This window comes from Bdellovibrio sp. KM01 (assembly GCF_013752535.1).
GTDB lineage: Bacteria > Bdellovibrionota > Bdellovibrionia > Bdellovibrionales > Bdellovibrionaceae > Bdellovibrio.
This window is the reverse complement of sequence record NZ_CP058348.1, coordinates 2,242,844-2,258,495: the sequence shown is the minus strand read 5'-3', so window position 1 is coordinate 2,258,495 and position 15,652 is coordinate 2,242,844. Positions and strand designations below refer to the sequence as shown.

Genomic DNA, 15,652 nt, shown 5'->3' with positions numbered 1-15,652 from the left:
CAACTAAGAGTTGTGTGGATCTTTTTGGCTTTGAGTTTGGTTAACTTGTTGGCCTTGTTGTTGTTGGTGTGAAACTTGTTGGTTGTTTACGTTGTCTTTGATGTCTTTTGCATCAACGTCGATTTCGTTCAAACCTTGTTTGAATCCGCGGATAGCTTTACCCAAAGATTGACCCAGTTGTGGTAGACGGCTTGGTCCAAAAAAGATCAAGAAGATCAGGCCAAGTAACAGAAGATGTGTAAGGCTAAACTCACCCATTAGAAAGACTCCTCCCAGAGGTTTTAATCAGTCTACACGTTTTAGACTGCTCAGGGAGGAAAATCAATCCAAGACTAGGGACTATTGGGCTGTAGTCTCATTTAATTCGTTTTGGTCAGACAAAGCGGCCTCATTTTCTAGCGCCGCGTCTGAAGACTGAGTAGCTACGACGGCATTCTCGTCAGACGTATTCATATTCACTGGAGTAGTCTCAGATTGGTTCACTGATTTCGCTGGAAGCTCCTTAGCCAAGCCCTTAGACGGTTTAGCGGCATTTGCAGTGTTATTCGCATTCACATTTGATGAGCCTTTTTTAAGAGCCTTAAGCTTTTTATCGTACTTGGCTTTTACTGCCGCCAGGTCTTTTTGATAGGCCTCGCGAATCGATTTTACCTGAGCTGTGTTGTACTCATCCATGCAGCCAGAGTACGTGGAAGCAGCGATTTCTTTCGCTTTAGCACGGCACATAACCTCACCAGAGGCCGGTGTGGAATTCGCCGCCGCAAAGGTGTTATTGGCAAAAAGAATTGTGAAAACAAAAGACAAGACAGTTTTCATAAAGACTCCCATAGAAAATCTAGGAGTACCTATTCCAAGTTCCGTGCCCGGGCACGCTCCACCAGATTGCAGGACGCTGGGGGAGTTGGGTGCTTTTTTCACGGGTGTACAGCAAATTGGCAGGTGGCGCGGCGGTTTGAGAGGCGAGGCAAGGGCCTGCAATTCCGTGACACAGCATCGTGCTTCACCGTCGCCGCCTGCGGCGGTTCGCGCATCCTGCGCCGACGGAGGTCACTGCATTGCAGGCCCTTGCCTCGCCTCTCAAACCTCGTCCATCTGCATTTGCGGAGAATAAAAAAAGCCACTCTTTGGGAGTGGCTTTTTTGGGATGCTAAATTGTGATTTGAATTCTAGCGGCGAACGGATTTTGGATCGATCGCGTCTTGGAGGCCGTCGCCCAGATAGTTGAAGCTGATTGTTGTAAGTAAGATCAAGATGCCTGGCAAGATTGCCAGGAACGGTGCTTGGTAAATCAACTCTTGAGCGTTGTTCAGCATATTCCCCCAGCTTGGTGTTGGTGGCATGATACCCAAACCCAAGAAGGAAAGGGCTGCTTCAAACAAGATGGATTCGCCGACGCCCAAAGTGATTGATACCAACATCGGAGCGATGACGTTCGGGAACATGTGACGAATGATGATTGTGCTGTCTTTTGCACCCAAAGTTCTTGCTGCCAAAATGAACTCGCGCTCGCGCAAGGACAAGATACTTCCACGTACCAAGCGTGCAACCGTCATCCATGAAAACAGGCACAGGATGATGATCATCTTAAAGATCGACTCGTTCTGGGTGCTGACGATGGCATTTAAAACGGGGATTTTAGTAAAGTCGATCGCAGCCATGACGATCAAAACTGGAATCGTCGGAAGACTTAGCAAAGCATCCGTCACACGCATCAATGCGGTGTCGATCCAACCACCATAGTAACCGGCGATACTTCCGATTAAAAGACCCACTAATGCAGATGCGATGGCGACTAAAACCCCCACACCCATGGAAACGCGAGTCCCATAAACCAGACGGATGAAAACATCGCGGCCCAATTCATCAGTTCCAAAAAAGTGGAAAGTTTTAAAGCCATCAAAGGTTTTCAACAATCCTTTGGTTTCTGGAATGTCCAAAGACTTAAAGATTTTGATCGCTTCAGGAACTTCTTTAGAACCCACATCGTAAATCGCATCGGCTTCAGGGACTGAAACCAGTCCTTTTTCGACCAAGGCCTTTTGAATTTTGTCAGCTTCGTTCGGGTTCGCTAAAATGAATTTTTCAATTTCAGTTTCGCGAACATCGGGACCAGCTTGGGTTGTCTCGAATGGCGCCACGTAACGGTTTGCGACGTTTTGGGCGTCGGGATCAAGGCCCGTGATGGATTCAATTGTATTGGCAAAGATCGCAACCAAAAGAAACAAAGCGATGATGATCGATCCCGCCACGGCCAACTTGTGGTCCAAGAACTGGGTAAGAATCATCTTCCACATCGGCATCGCTTTTTCAAGATCCGCGCGGTCTTTGTCTGTAAGTGTTGTCGACATATCTATGTTATTCATTGTTAATTCACTTCCTGACATCTGCGACCTACTTGTAAGCAATACGTGGATCTGCGAATCCGTAAAGGATGTCGGCCACTAAGTTCATTAGCAAAACCATGCTCACAGAAATAACAAATGAAATCATCGCCACGTTATAGTCGTTACCGATGATCGAGTCGTAAACCAATTTACCTACTCCTTGGTAAGCAAAAACGGTTTCAGTCAAAAGAGCACCCGAGAATAAAGTGGAGATGCTTAAAGCTAAGATCGTGATCAAAGGAATCAAAGCATTTCTGAAAGCATGCTTCCAAACCACGGTCTTATAGTTAAGACCTTTGGCTTTCGCCGTACGGATAAAGTCATTGCGCATAGCCTCGGCCATTGCGGAACGAGTAAAGCGCGAGAAACGACCGATTTGTTGAATCGACAAAGACAGTACTGGCAATACCAAATACTTCGCACGGTCCATGATGTCGGCCCAGAATCCCATATTCTCAGCACCAATAGTTTGTGTGCCTCCGGCCGGGAACAGCGGGATTTTTACGGCAAAGACGATAATTAATACGATCGCCAGCCAGAACGAGGGTATCGAGATACCTGCAAACGAAAAGAAATTCATGAAATAGTCGGTTTTGGAGTTTGGTTTTAATGCCGAAATCACTCCCAGTGGAACCGCAATCACGATCGACAAAAACAGTGATGCCGCAGAAAGAATAAAGGTGTTCCAAAGACGTGGGCCCATCAATTCCTGAACGGGCACACGATAAGTACGGCTGTAACCCAAGTCACCGGTCACTAATGACGCCATCCAGTTTCCATAACGTTTGTAGATCGGTTGATCCAATCCATACAAAGTTTTCAGACGGGCAACGTCTTCAGCCGTGATTTTGGGGTTTGAGGCCACCATCATGTCCACCGGATCTCCGGGCATTAAACTCATCAGAACAAAAACCACGTAGGATAGCACAGCTATCACTGCGAGAGTTTGCAAGATGCGACGGGTGATAAATGTAGTCATGGGTAGCCTCTCTTAAATACGAATTACAAAGACCAGTCTTCGATATAGTTAGTTTCGTAGAACTGGTGACCAGACATTTTGTAGTTTTTCAAATTCTTAGGAACTACAGAGATGTCAGAGCGGTAGTACAAAGGAAGTACAGGAACTTCATCAGTGTATTGTTTCAACATGTCGTGAACCAAAGCTGTGCGTTTTTTCGCATCAAACTCCAGATCCAAAGCATCTAGATCTTTATCCACTTGAGCATTTGTCCAGCCCATATAGTTCTGACCTGACCAACCATTTTTATTGGATGGAATTGCTTTAGAAGACAAAGTGGAACGAGGTGAGTTTTCCGGAGAAGAAACCCACGCAAACAAAGCCATACCAGCGAATTTACGTTTAGACATCGTATCACCGAAGAATACACGTGCTGGTTCGTTTTTAACTAGAACCTCGATGCCGTTTTGTTTCCATTGGTTTTGTAGGTAAACCTGAACCAACTCACGAGTTTTGTTACCTGCAGTTGTTTGGAATACCAATGAAAGGCGTTTGCCGTCTTTAGAACGGAAACCATCAGCACCCATTTTCCAACCCGCTTCATCCAATAATTTTCCGCCAGTACGTTTAGAGTAAGCATACGTTGTGATCACTTTTGGATCTTTAGTGAACCAAGGATCTTTAGGGGAAACATTGTGAACTGCGACTTCTTGGCGGCCTTCGAACAAAGCTTTTACCAAGTCATCACGGTTGATCGAGTACAAAAGTGCTTTACGTACTTTCACATCTTTCAAGATCGGGTTGTCCAGGTTCAAGTCGATATGTTCGTAAGTCACGGACGGTACGAACAAAACGTCGAATGGCAGACCTTCTGCTTTCGCTTTTTTCTCGAAAGCCAAGGCTTGGTCAAAATCCAAACCCAGAACAGAAACCATATCAATAGTTCCGGAACGAAGGTTCGCTTCCATTGTTCCTGTGTTCGGAATCAATTTTACGATCACTTTTTGGATGTTTGGTTTTTTACCATAGAAATGTGGATTTGGTGCAAAAGCCACGTGCGAACCCAATTTCACTTCAGTGATCACATAAGGACCGCTGTAAAGACCCGGGTTGGTGGGATTACGAACATAGTTAGAGTTCTTTTCGTAACCTTCTTTAGCTTTGCCGTGTTTTTCAAAGACAGCCAGCTCCAAGTGCGCAGGCACTGGGAAGAACTGAGCCAATTGATAGAAGCTCCAGATCGCTTTGTCGTATTTGAAAGTACATTTTTTAGGATTTTTTGGATCCACGTCGATTTTTTCAACTTGAGTCCATTGCTCTTTCTCACCAACAGCTACGTTAGGAGACGTGGCAATTTTTTGAGAAGCGATAAAGTCGGCACAGATAACTGGTTTGCCGTCGCCCCATTTAGCGCCGTCGATGATTTCCCAGTTAGCGACGATTTTCTTTTTGCCGCCATCGTCGATGATTTTAGCAGTGCCTTTTTCGATCGAAGGAATCTCTTTCGCTAATTGCGGAACCCATTTTCCATCCGGAGTCAGGTTCACCAATGAACGACCCACCATACGGTACATGTAAGCGGATGCCGACATGGACATGATGATGGGATTCAAAGTTTCAAATTCCTGAGAAATACCGATTTTCAATTCGGCATTAGAAGGAGCTGCCACAGCTTGTGCGCTCATTCCAAGAGCGGCTCCCAGCAACAATCCTTTTGCAAGTCTATTCAACATTCGTTTCTCCTTGTTGATACCTAAATTATTCAGCCCGCATAACGGGTGCTTTATCCAACCAGCATGCTTTTTGGTGAGTGCCAGCGCCCTCAAGAACCGGGATCTTTTCCTTACAAACGTCCATGACATACGGACAGCGTGTATGGAAAGAGCAGCCTGAAGGTGGATTGATGGGGCTTGGCACTTCTCCACCCAATGATTTCTTCATCATTTTCTTACCGTGGCCCACGCGTGGGATCGCACCGATCAACGCCTGGGTGTAAGGATGTTGTGGGTTCGAGAAAAGTTCATCGCGTTCCGCGATTTCTACGATCTTGCCCAGGTACATCACCGCAATACGATCACAGATGTGCTCAATCACGGAAAGATCATGAGAGATGAAAATATAAGTCAGACCCAATTTCTGTTGCAGGTCTTCCAACAAGTTCAAGATCTGAGCTTGAATGGAAACATCCAACGCCGAAACCGGTTCGTCACAAATAATAAGTTCAGGATTCAAAGCAATCGCGCGGGCAATAGAAATACGCTGACGTTGACCACCAGAGAATTCATGCGGGTAGCGATTCACTGTGGATTTTCTAAGACCCACAACTTCAATCAATTCCAAAACGCGTTTTTCACGCTCTTCCATGGTTCCAACGTTGTGGATGTCCATTGGCTGGCGGATCGCTTGACCCACGGTCATACGCGGATCCAAAGAAGCAAAAGGATCTTGGAAGATCATCTGCATGTCGCGACGTTTTTGACGAAGCTGTTCACCAGATAGTTTTAGGAAATCTTGACCTTCAAAATTGATTGATCCGGCTGTGGGTTCGTAAAGACGAATCAACGTGCGACCCAGTGTGGATTTACCGCAACCGGATTCTCCAACCAGGCCCAAAGTTTCACCTTTGCGTACGATCAAAGAAACATCGTCGACGGCTTTAACGCTGGCCACTTCGCGCATCAAAAAACCTTTTTTGATCGGGAAGTGCTTTTTGATATTTTTGGCTTCCAGAATGACTTCGTTCATCTGCATCACTCCTTAAGCTACCGGGTTAAAGCAAGCCACAGTATGGCCAGGTTTAAATTCAACAACAGGTGGTTTTAGAACCGCACATTCATTCACGGCACGCGGGCAGCGATTCGTAAACGGACAACCCTTAGGAAGTTCGTGAGGAGCAGGAACAGAACCTTCGATAGTTCTAAGTCTTGCCACGCGCTCGCCAAACTTTGGACGAGACGCAATCAACGCCGCCGTGTACGGATGGCGAGGATTTAGGAATAGTTCTTGAGTGTCAGCTTGTTCACAGAATTGACCGCCATACATCACCATCACGCGGTCCGAGATCTCCGAGATCACGCCCAGGTCATGAGTGATGAACTGCACTGTCATATTGAATTTTTGTTGTAGACCTTGGATCAGTTCCAAAATCTGCGCTTGGATCGTTACGTCCAAAGCTGTCGTCGGTTCATCGGCGATCAAAAACATGGGATCGCAAGACAAAGCCATCGCAATCATCGCACGTTGTCTCATACCGCCCGAGAGTTGGTGAGGGTAAGAGTTGTAGCGTTCAGCAGGCGACGGAATACCCACCAGACGAAGCATTTCAATCGCGCGGTCTTTGGATTCTTTTTGTGTGCACTTTTTATGGCGCATGATCTGTTCGTCCATTTGACGACCGATCGTAAGAACAGGATTCAAGGCTGTCATCGGCTCCTGGAAGATCATGGCCATCTCGCCACCGCGAACTTCTTCCATTTGCGCTTCATTGATTTTCAAAAGATCGCGGCCGTTCAGCAAAACCTGACCACCTGTAACAGTGCCAGGTCTTTCAATCAATCGCATGAGGGAATATGAAGTTACGGATTTACCGCAACCAGATTCCCCGACGATGCCCATGGTTTGGCCTTTGTTGATTGAATAAGAAATGTTGTTAACGGCCTTGAAGGGGCCGGCCTTCGTAACGAAGGTCGTCTCAAGATTTTTGACTTCGATAACAGGAGTTTCTTGCACTATCTATGTACCTCTTTAAAGGAAACGACGTGTTTCTAGTTCTTCGACGATGGAAAGGGCGCCTTTTTTCATGGCTTTCCCTAAAATCCCTGTCAGTTTATCGCCGATAGACTGTTTTTGTTCGAACTTCACTTTGATCACTTGGTGTTGGTCCGCCAACGTCATCAAGTAATCATCGCTTGTACGAATTTCATCCACTAAGCCCTTAGTGATAGCTTGCTCGCCATACCAGTATTCGCCTGTGGCTACTTCTTCTAAATTAAGTTGTGGACGGAACTTGCCCACAAAGCCCTTGAACAACACGTGCGTGTCTTCAAGTTGCTGTTTGAACTTTTCTTCACCTTTTGGAGTGATCTCACCCAAAAGGCTTACGGTGCGTTTGTACTCGCCCGCGGTGTATTCTTTGAAGTCCACATCGTGTTTTTTCAAAACGCGGTGAAGATTTGGAACCTGAGCCACCACGCCGATCGAACCCACGATCGCAAAAGGAGCGCATAGGATTTTGTTAGCTGTCACAGACATCAAGTAGCCACCAGAGGCCGCAACTTTATCCACGCACACAGTCAAAGGAATGTTTTTTTCACGTACACGCAAAAGTTGGGAAGCCGCCAGGCCGTAACCGTGAACGACGCCGCCCGGGCTTTCCACGCGAACGACAACTTCGTCTTGCGGAGTCGCGATAGTCAGGACCGCTGTGATTTCTTCACGCAGGTTTTCAACCGCCGAAGCCTTCACGTCGCCTTCAAAGTCGACCACGAATATTTTCTTTTCGTGTCCCTGCGATTTTGCATCGTGAGCTTTACGTTCTGCTTTAAGTTTTTTCTTAAGTTCTTTGCGCTCAGATTTGGAAATTGTGTGCGCTTTAAGGAGATTGCGGAAGCCTTTGTATTTCTTATGTAAAAGTTCTACTTCAACTTCTGTTTTGTGGCCCGCTTTGGCAGCAAGAACGGCGATGACTATGATGACCGCTAAAATAGCAAAGAGGATTAGAAAGGTCTGTGCGGCGAATATTCCGATGCTCTGCATTGCGTCCATTGATGCTCCTTGATGCAAGGGCCTACGTTATTAAGTTATTGGACAAAGGTCGAGCATCTTTTTTTGTTTGCTCAAAAAAAAGGGAGCCTCCTGATAGACTGGGTCAAGAATGAAACCTCCTCGCTGTTTACTGCTTATTTTAGGTCTCAGTTTTTCCTCAGTTCTGGCTTACGCCATGGACGCGGAAGAGGAACGCCTGCGCGGTTTTGCTGAGCATCAAAGTAAATTCAGCCGATTCGACGAAGCTCGCGAAAGCGGGAAGCGCGCTTACCTTGAGGAGCAGGAGCAGTGGGCGTCTGAAAAAGACCGCGATCTGGCTGATTATAAAAAAAATAAACCTAAAGCGGAACCGTTGATGGACGAAAACAGCCCTGAGTACCGCGCTTGGGAAAAACAAAAGAAATCGGAAGAGCAAGCTTACGAAGAAACTCGCAAGGCTTTCGCAGCTCAGTCCGCAAAGAATCAAGCCTTGGACCGCGAAGCGAAAGGTCTTCCGACTTTGGCGCAAGAATTGGGACTTGATCAGGAGCGTCCACGCTTTGATTTCGCGAAACGTAACTTCGGAACCTCAACTGCGGGCAGTTCAGGAACGGGTCGCGGCGGCGGGGGAAGCAGCGGCAGTTTCAATCCTGGAAACTCGTCATTCCCACCTCCACCAACATTTGATGACTTTAGCGATGGCTACGTGCCAGCACCGAACGTTTCCCCAGAGGACTTCGGCGATGTACCACCACCACCTCCTCCACCAATGCCAACGGGCTTTGGGGATTTCAGTACCGGCAGTGAGTTCATTCCACCTCCGCCACCTCCACCAGGCAACTTTGAGTCGGGTGATTTTTAGGATTTTAGGAGTTCGTCGGTGCTTAGGCCGGCGTAGGCTTTTACGCCTTTCATTAGGTACCAGAAGATGCCTAAGAGGAAGATCATGGATGGAACCATGATGATGGCCATGGACCATGTGGTCATTTTGGCAATCTGTTCGTTTAAGATTACGGATTGGGCTTCGGCTGCTAATGTTGAGTCGATATCTAGGAAGATCTTTCTTGCCAACACAAAATTTAGCACAGCGCTAAATGCGAAACTTAGGGAGAGCCACATTGTCGCTTTTCTCATGTGATCGTGGAATTCGGCTTGTTTGCCGTGCTCTCTTAATTTTTCTTCGAGCAGATCCACTTTCATCACGCCTGGGTTTAGGAACAAGCTTTCGATGAAGGGTTTTTTAGTGAACGCTGATCCCAAGACGAAAAGACCTACCAGAGACGGGAACGCAGCTTCTTTGACTGCGAACCAGAATCCGTGAATTCCGATGACTGCCAGTCCACCGGTCAAACCCACGTTTAATAAACCGAGGATCGAGAAAGCATTTACTTTTTTACGTTTAAGAAGATCGTAGATCCCGTAGATCAACGGAAATGCCAGTGCCAAAACCAAAGCATTCATCGGACCGATATGCTTAGTCAGTTTGTTCAGGATCATAACCGGCAACAAAATGTTAAAGATTAAGTTGAGCCAGCTATTTTCAGGTTTTTGGTTGGAGGCAGTGGTTTCAGTCATGGAGGGATATATTTGTCGGCTTCGCGGCAAAATGCAAGGATGCATGCCGCGTCAGCCAACAAGTCCGGGGGCGGCTATTCTAGTTTTGTAGAGATGACGACAAAGTCGTGGTCCATGCCTTCAAATCCCGGGCTGTCATAGGAAATGATCAGCATCAATTTGTCGTCGTGACGGATGACTTGTGCAATTTTATAGTTTTGTGCGCAGATGCGAGCTCCTGGTTCAGAATAGTCGCTAAATAAAACCTGAGTTTCGCTTTTTCCTTTAGAATCTGTTTTCGTCACTGCTAGTTCAAGGCGACTGCTCGCGACGTCCCAGTCATTTTTGCATGTTGGATTCGGAAAGCGCGCAGGAAGTGTTTTTAGTTGGAGGCGGTATTTTGCATTATAGGTATCGAGTGTGATTTCTTTGTCTGCCGTCGGAGTCAGAGTTTCGCCTCGGATTCCATATGGGATAAGTCCACCGAAGCTTGTGAAGTTCACAGATTGAATCGCAAGTTTAAGTGCCAGTCTGTCATTATCAACTTCTGTGTCACGTGTAACACGTAGGATTTCGCCGCGATCGTATTCGTCCACTTGTTTGATAAATACAGTCGCATAGCCGTAACCGGAGCCATCGCCAACAGCCGATGTCGCGTACGAATAGTATTTACCATCCGTAGAAAAACCAAGGTTGTGAAATTTAAGTGTGTCAGCGGCTTGTGCAGTGACGCCGGCGAAAGAAAGAGCGATCAGGGAAAGAACAAGTTTTTTCATAAAGACTCCTATTTGGTTGATAGAAATCTTTTACCGCAGGTGCGGCAAAAACTAAGAGAACTTCAGAATCAAAGCGCGGCAAAACTGCCGCACCTTGAGTTTTCGCAGGTAATAACTTTACGAATCGTAAACGTTAGGTCGACGATTGCTTAGGCGTGATCGTACATGCGATCTTCGAACGCCGCCAAGGCAGCTTTCGCGCCTTCGCCCATGGCGATCACGATTTGTTTGTACGGAGTCGTCGTCACGTCGCCGGCAGCGTAAATGCCTTTAACGTTCGTACGGCATTTTTCATCGGTGATGATTTCGCCGAACTTCGTCAGCTCCACGGTGCCTTTTAGGAATTGGCTATTGGGAACCAGGCCGATTTGGACGAACACACCATCAAGATCCAATTTTTCAAGTTTGCCAGTCGTGCGGTCTGTGTATTCCAATTGATGAACCTTTTGACCATCACCCAAAACTTTTTCCGTTTTCGCTCCTGTGATCACAGAAACGTTTGGCAATGATTTAAGTTTATCCACCAAGATACGGTCCGCTTTCAGTTCGTTGTTGTATTCGATAACAACCACTTCGCGAACGATCCCCGCAAGGTCAATCGCTGCTTCCACGCCAGAGTTTCCTCCGCCGATAACTGCAACTTTTTTGCCTTTATAAAAAGGTCCATCACAGTGAGGGCAGTACGCCACACCACGACCCATATATTCTTTTTCACCTTCAACACCAAGCTCGCGCCATTTCGCGCCCGTTGTGACGATGATAGAATCCGCAACCAGGTGTTCGCCGCTTTCAAGCTCGACCGTTTTGATCTTGCCTTCAGTTTTGATCGTTTTCACACGGCGGTTTTCCAAAACGCGAACAGGGTAGCTGGCCACGTGTTGGTTCAATTGCGCTGCCAACTGAGGACCTTCAGTGTAAGTCACACCAATTAAGTTCTCGATACCTTTAGTTTCTTGAACCTGGCCACCGATTTTTTCGGTGATCAACGCAGTACTTAAGCCCTTGCGAACAGAATAGATTGCAGCCGAAGCGCCCGCAGGACCGCCACCAACAACCAGGACATCAAAGTGACCCAAGTTTTTGTTCACGGGCTCTGAGGGTTCTGTCGAAGCGTTCTCGTCAATGCCGTATGTTTTTTCTAATTTTTCAATCAGGTCCAAAACGCTGATACGACCGGAGTGGAACATTTTACCGTTACCAGCCAGGCTTGGTACACCTTGGATGCCCAATTTTTGAACTTCATCCTGAACATAGCCACCATCGATCACTTCGTGCTTCATGTTGCCGTGAGCAAGTGTAATCAAGTTCAAAGCTTGAACGACTTCAGGGCAGTTTTCACAAGTCAAAGACATGAAAGTCTGAACCGTGATGCCTTTTTTCAAACGCTTCACGCGATCGGCAAGCAGGCTATCCAGCAATTTGCCTTTGCCGTCGGTGTTTAAGATCGCCAGGATCAGCGAAGTGAATTCGTGGCCGCCCGGAATACCTTTAAAAGAGATTCCTGTGGGCTTGCCTTGATAAGCGATGTGAAAAGCGGGAACCGGGGAGTTGCTGCCTGGATTTTCTTTAACAGTGATGTTGGGAGATGTCTCAGCAACATCATTCAACATTTCAAGAAGGTCCTTGTGATCTTCGTGTGTGCTATTTTCGATGATGAGTTCAACTGGCTTTTCAAGTTTGCCAAAGACTGAAACAAGCTGTTCGCGGAGTGATTGATCTAACATAAAGAGCCTCCTCTTAATAAAAAACGACTTTAAAGCTGCCATCCAAATTTGAATAGGACCTTTAAAATCGTCACATGGAGAGCCGGTGCGGAGGAGAGAGCCGCCGCACCAGCCGATAACAGAACGTTCGAAAATCTAAAAGTTAGATTTTGCCAACTAGGTCCAAGCCAGGTTTCAAAGTCGATTTACCTGGAGTCCATTTAGCTGGGCAAACTTCGCCTGGATTTGCAGCGATGTATTGAGCAGCTTGAACTTTACGGAACAACTCATCAGCGTTACGGCCGATGCCGTTGTCTTGAACTTCAGCCAATACGATTTTACCAGCTGGGTTTACCAAGAAAGTACCACGGTAAGCCAAACCTTCTTCTTCAATGTGAACGCCGAATGCGCGAGTCAATTGGAATGTAGGGTCTGCCAACATTGGGTATTTGATTTTTTTGATTGTATCAGAAGCATCATGCCAAGCTTTGTGCGTGAAATGAGTGTCTGTAGATACGCCGTAAACTTCTACGCCCAATTTTTGGAATTCAGCGTATTTATCAGCCATGTCACCTAGTTCAGTAGGGCACACGAATGTAAAGTCAGCTGGGTAAAAGAAGAAAATAGACCATTTACCTTTAAGGTCATTTTGCGTAACAGTTTTGAAATCGTTGTGGTGGTAAGCTTGTACTTTAAAGTCAGGCACTTGCGTGTTGATCAATGTTTGCATGTATTCTCCTTAAGAATAGCGGTGTTTATTGTGGACCCTCTTCAGGTCAAAACCGTTTTAAATCGTCGGCTACTCAGTTAGACTAGAAGATCTTAGACCATTAGTAAAATAGATTATAAATATACCTTGATAGATTTTATCTATCGGCGTAGAATCCTTATAAGACAAGGGGTTTACGGTGAAATTAAAGGTGAACTTTTCTTTGACGCAGCTCGAATATGTGATGGCTGTCCATAAGTATGGACACTTTGCGAAGGCCGCAGAGGCCTGCCATGTGACTCAGCCCACTCTAAGTATGCAAATTCAAAAGCTTGAAGACGAACTGGGAGTGGTGATTTTTGACCGCTCTAAGAAACCTATTTTGCTTACGGATGCTGGTAAAAAGCTTATTTCTCAAATGCAGACGGTCTTGTTTGAAGCGCGTAAAATTGAATCAATTTTATTGGAAGGTACAAAGGGATCTCGTAAGGGGACTTTGACCGTTGCGATCATTCCAACAATTGCACCGTATTTGTTGCCGCGACTTTTACCAGTTTGCGTGGAGATGCTTCCGGATCTGGAACTCAACATTAAAGAAATGCAGACAGATCAAATTATCGAAGCCTTGAATAAAGACGAAATCGACGTGGGAGTCTTAGCAACCCCTACACAGATCGCAGGGATGTTTGAATATCCGCTGTACTATGAACCGTTCTATGTGTTGTGCGATAAAAACCATGAATATGCAAATCAGAAAAAGATCAAATATCATTCCTTATCAATGGATGACATCTGGCTTTTAGAAGAAGGCCACTGCTTGCGCAATCAAGTCCTGGATCTGTGCTCGATCAAAAAGAAAAAGGGCACGGAACGTAAGTACAAGTTCGAAAGTGGTTCCTTGGAAACTTTGAAAAACCTGGTCGATCTTTACGGCGGTTATACTTTGCTACCCCAGCTTGCGACCCACACGGTGGGGGATCGCAGTCAGGTGGTGCAATTCGAACGCCCCATCCCAGCTCGTGAAATCGGTTTGGTATGTCGTCGCGAGCATTATAAAAGTGAATTAGTCGATGCCTTGGGGGAGGCGATTTTAAAAGCGATCCCCGAGGATCTGCGTAAAATTAAACCTAAAGACTTGGATGTTCTTCCGATTGCCTAAATGGGGGAGCCATTATTACATGGCTCCTTTTCTAATATAAGTTTCGTCGTAAATGTGCTCGCCTTTTTTGCCAATCCAAGGAGTGACTTCTTTTGCGGTGATTTTCTTTGCCGTATAGAGCTTCAGGATTTTAAAAGGTCCCTTTGGTGCGAGATTATTGCATTTCACTTCTGTTGAAATGCTGATCGCTGTTCTTCCATCTTTAGTATCAGCAATCGTTAATGTGCCATTATCAAGAATATACCCACATTGAGCATTGGGCCAAGCCGAGCCCCCTCTGCTATAGTAGGCCTTGATCTTATCTTTACCGAATATGTAGGTGCCGGGTTTCAGTTGTTCCATCGAGATCGTGATTTTCTCGAACAGCTCATCATCAGTTGCATCGGTATCGCCCGGGTCAAACATTCTTAAAGCGATGATGGTGCCTTTGCCGCCTTTGATTCGATGAAACGCAACTGGGATGTCATTGCGTTTTTCATCTGAAGGATTGGCTGAGTTAAAGTCGTCGCGTTCAAACTGCGCATCAGCGACAATATAAGCATCATTAAAGATTTCAGATTTTTGCAGTGGTAAAATATCTTGCTGCGGAGGCGTGAATTTGACGTCTTGAGAAATGACGACAATCGCTTCGTAAGATTTGTCGTTCGTTCTTTCATTGGTAAAAAGTTTAGGCGAGATCTCGCCAGACAAGGTTTCTTTTTTAGCGTCGAAGTCGGCCGTAACGATTTGAAAGATGTCGTAGATTTCTGTTTCTGTGTGAGTGAATTCTTGGCCATACAGGGCAGGCTCCGCATTCTTATCTGTCGATTTCTTGGTGAAATCAGTCGGCACAGTCATTTTCAATTTAAAAGCACAAGTTGGCTGTGTTTTGCCCGTGTTGATGCGAATTTCATAGGGGATGCGATCTTTTCCTTCGTAAATAGAACTAAAGTCTTCGACAGTTTCTTTAAGTGCGGTCTTATTCAAAGTAACTTTGGTCTTTTCCTTAAAACAATTCTCTGGGATTTCAACATCGGCGACACCAGGTATACTCAGTTTATCATCACCCTTCGTCGTTACCGCAGATTCATCGGCCGCTGCTAAAGAGGTAACACCTACAAGAGTCGCAAATAAAAGCATCAAAGTTGAAGTGCGCATGGCTCAGTCCTTAGTTAATAAATTAAGGATAGGTATTATCGCAGGCACTGACAATAAAATGTGGGGAGAATCATTGCCGTAATCAAATAATTGTAACGGTGCAGAAGGGGTGGCGTCGAGTCACTTCTTCCCGCACCATAGACTTCATAGATATCTTCAAAAGGGAGTTTGTATGAAGTCTTTGGTTTTAACGGCCGCCGTATTGCTTGCTACTTCAACTTCGATGGCGGGAGTTTATCGTTGTCCCATCACGTCGGGAGATCTTCAAGGGGCAGACACAGTCACTTTGATTCAAGACTGCCGCGATTCTATCACAATGAAAATCACCGGTCATGGTGAAACACTGGTGACTAAAACGGTCAATTACGATTACCAAAACTCCGACGAGAACGTGATGATGTTCAAATCTGTTGACCGTAAAACATTCGTTTACGTCGAAAAAGATCAAGTGGGTTTGAAAGCTCAGGTCTCAGCTCTAAATTACATCGTAAGAACGAATTATTGCCAGCAAGTCGGCTGGTAAATCTTT

16 protein-coding genes are annotated in these 15,652 nt (G+C 46.0%); 3 read left to right on the top strand and 13 right to left on the bottom strand.

The window, feature by feature from the left end; all coding sequences use genetic code 11:
* Nucleotides 1–3: 3 nt before the first annotated feature.
* From tatA to sohB, 8 genes are all read right to left on the bottom strand, one after another.
* The gene (gene tatA, locus HW988_RS11050) at nt 4–258 is read right to left on the bottom strand and encodes a twin-arginine translocase TatA/TatE family subunit (RefSeq protein WP_181604331.1); all 255 of its coding nucleotides are present in this window, start codon (nt 256–258) and stop codon (nt 4–6) included.
* An 81-nt stretch (nt 259–339) separates the two neighbouring features.
* A complete protein-coding gene (locus HW988_RS11045; RefSeq protein ID WP_181604330.1) occupies nt 340–816 on the bottom strand; it encodes a hypothetical protein in 477 nt (158 codons plus the stop codon).
* Nucleotides 817–1,166: 350 nt separating this feature from the next.
* On the bottom strand, nt 1,167–2,363 hold the full coding sequence (locus HW988_RS11040; RefSeq protein WP_255489950.1) for an ABC transporter permease: 1,197 nt from the start codon (nt 2,361–2,363) through the stop codon (nt 1,167–1,169).
* Between the two features lie 28 nt (nt 2,364–2,391).
* On the bottom strand, nt 2,392–3,363 hold the full coding sequence (locus HW988_RS11035) for an ABC transporter permease (RefSeq protein ID WP_142700563.1): 972 nt from the start codon (nt 3,361–3,363) through the stop codon (nt 2,392–2,394).
* Between the two features lie 23 nt (nt 3,364–3,386).
* Nucleotides 3,387–5,075 (bottom strand): peptide ABC transporter substrate-binding protein, encoded by a 1,689-nt coding sequence (locus HW988_RS11030; RefSeq protein ID WP_181604328.1) that lies wholly within the window; start codon nt 5,073–5,075, stop codon nt 3,387–3,389.
* A 25-nt stretch (nt 5,076–5,100) separates the two neighbouring features.
* Nucleotides 5,101–6,087, bottom strand: a complete 987-nt coding sequence (locus HW988_RS11025; RefSeq protein WP_181604327.1) for an ABC transporter ATP-binding protein — start codon at nt 6,085–6,087, stop codon at nt 5,101–5,103.
* 12 nt (nt 6,088–6,099) lie between these two features.
* Nucleotides 6,100–7,071 carry an ABC transporter ATP-binding protein gene (locus tag HW988_RS11020; RefSeq protein WP_181604326.1) on the bottom strand — a complete coding sequence of 324 codons (972 nt, stop codon included), beginning with the start codon at nt 7,069–7,071 and terminating at the stop codon, nt 6,100–6,102.
* Between the two features lie 15 nt (nt 7,072–7,086).
* Nucleotides 7,087–8,106, bottom strand: coding sequence for a protease SohB (sohB, locus tag HW988_RS11015; RefSeq protein WP_181604325.1), 1,020 nt, complete (start codon nt 8,104–8,106; stop codon nt 7,087–7,089).
* A gap of 109 nt (nt 8,107–8,215) precedes the next feature.
* Here sohB and HW988_RS11010 point away from each other — a divergent pair, with 109 nt between their 5' ends.
* Nucleotides 8,216–8,947 carry a hypothetical protein gene (locus HW988_RS11010; RefSeq protein ID WP_181604324.1) on the top strand — a complete coding sequence of 244 codons (732 nt, stop codon included), beginning with the start codon at nt 8,216–8,218 and terminating at the stop codon, nt 8,945–8,947.
* Here the strand turns inward: HW988_RS11010 and HW988_RS11005 are convergent.
* From HW988_RS11005 to ahpC, 4 genes are all read right to left on the bottom strand, one after another.
* Nucleotides 8,944–9,660: a VC0807 family protein gene (locus HW988_RS11005; RefSeq protein ID WP_181604323.1), complete on the bottom strand. Its 717-nt coding sequence runs from the start codon at nt 9,658–9,660 to the stop codon at nt 8,944–8,946. The two genes, HW988_RS11010 and HW988_RS11005, sit on opposite strands and share 4 nt — an antisense overlap.
* Before the next feature lie 74 nt (nt 9,661–9,734).
* Nucleotides 9,735–10,415: a DUF2259 domain-containing protein gene (locus HW988_RS11000; RefSeq protein WP_181604322.1), complete on the bottom strand. Its 681-nt coding sequence runs from the start codon at nt 10,413–10,415 to the stop codon at nt 9,735–9,737.
* A gap of 149 nt (nt 10,416–10,564) precedes the next feature.
* The gene (gene ahpF / locus HW988_RS10995; protein ID WP_181604321.1) at nt 10,565–12,139 is read right to left on the bottom strand and encodes an alkyl hydroperoxide reductase subunit F; all 1,575 of its coding nucleotides are present in this window, start codon (nt 12,137–12,139) and stop codon (nt 10,565–10,567) included.
* A 142-nt stretch (nt 12,140–12,281) separates the two neighbouring features.
* On the bottom strand, nt 12,282–12,848 hold the full coding sequence (ahpC, locus tag HW988_RS10990) for an alkyl hydroperoxide reductase subunit C (RefSeq protein WP_181604320.1): 567 nt from the start codon (nt 12,846–12,848) through the stop codon (nt 12,282–12,284).
* Nucleotides 12,849–13,026: 178 nt separating this feature from the next.
* On the opposite strand from ahpC, the gene HW988_RS10985 reads away from it, so the two are divergent.
* Entirely contained in the window at nt 13,027–13,986 is a 960-nt protein-coding gene (locus HW988_RS10985; RefSeq protein ID WP_181604319.1) for a hydrogen peroxide-inducible genes activator, read from the top strand.
* 15 nt (nt 13,987–14,001) lie between these two features.
* Here HW988_RS10985 and HW988_RS10980 read toward each other — a convergent pair whose 3' ends face one another.
* Complete coding sequence (locus HW988_RS10980) at nt 14,002–15,123, bottom strand: hypothetical protein (protein WP_181604318.1); 1,122 nt, start codon at nt 15,121–15,123, stop codon at nt 14,002–14,004.
* Between the two features lie 172 nt (nt 15,124–15,295).
* Between HW988_RS10980 and HW988_RS10975 the strand changes: the two genes are divergently transcribed.
* Entirely contained in the window at nt 15,296–15,646 is a 351-nt protein-coding gene (locus HW988_RS10975) for a hypothetical protein (protein WP_181604317.1), read from the top strand.
* Nucleotides 15,647–15,652 lie beyond the last annotated feature (6 nt).

Excerpts from the sequence above, each read along its gene's own strand:
- tatA (WP_181604331.1), bottom strand. The coding sequence starts at position 258 with ATGGGTGAGTTTAGCCTTACACATCTTCTGTTACTTGGCCTGATCTTC.
- HW988_RS11045 (WP_181604330.1), bottom strand. The coding sequence starts at position 816 with ATGAAAACTGTCTTGTCTTTTGTTTTCACAATTCTTTTTGCCAATAAC.
- HW988_RS11040 (WP_255489950.1), bottom strand. The coding sequence starts at position 2,363 with ATGAATAACATAGATATGTCGACAACACTTACAGACAAAGACCGCGCG.
- HW988_RS11035 (WP_142700563.1), bottom strand. The coding sequence starts at position 3,363 with ATGACTACATTTATCACCCGTCGCATCTTGCAAACTCTCGCAGTGATA.
- HW988_RS11030 (WP_181604328.1), bottom strand. The coding sequence starts at position 5,075 with ATGTTGAATAGACTTGCAAAAGGATTGTTGCTGGGAGCCGCTCTTGGA.
- HW988_RS11025 (WP_181604327.1), bottom strand. The coding sequence starts at position 6,087 with ATGAACGAAGTCATTCTGGAAGCCAAAAATATCAAAAAGCACTTCCCG.
- sohB (WP_181604325.1), bottom strand. The coding sequence starts at position 8,106 with ATGGACGCAATGCAGAGCATCGGAATATTCGCCGCACAGACCTTTCTA.
- HW988_RS11010 (WP_181604324.1), top strand. The coding sequence starts at position 8,216 with ATGAAACCTCCTCGCTGTTTACTGCTTATTTTAGGTCTCAGTTTTTCC.
- HW988_RS11005 (WP_181604323.1), bottom strand. The coding sequence starts at position 9,660 with ATGACTGAAACCACTGCCTCCAACCAAAAACCTGAAAATAGCTGGCTC.
- HW988_RS11000 (WP_181604322.1), bottom strand. The coding sequence starts at position 10,415 with ATGAAAAAACTTGTTCTTTCCCTGATCGCTCTTTCTTTCGCCGGCGTC.
- ahpF (WP_181604321.1), bottom strand. The coding sequence starts at position 12,139 with ATGTTAGATCAATCACTCCGCGAACAGCTTGTTTCAGTCTTTGGCAAA.
- ahpC (WP_181604320.1), bottom strand. The coding sequence starts at position 12,848 with ATGCAAACATTGATCAACACGCAAGTGCCTGACTTTAAAGTACAAGCT.
- HW988_RS10980 (WP_181604318.1), bottom strand. The coding sequence starts at position 15,123 with ATGCGCACTTCAACTTTGATGCTTTTATTTGCGACTCTTGTAGGTGTT.
- HW988_RS10975 (WP_181604317.1), top strand. The coding sequence starts at position 15,296 with ATGAAGTCTTTGGTTTTAACGGCCGCCGTATTGCTTGCTACTTCAACT.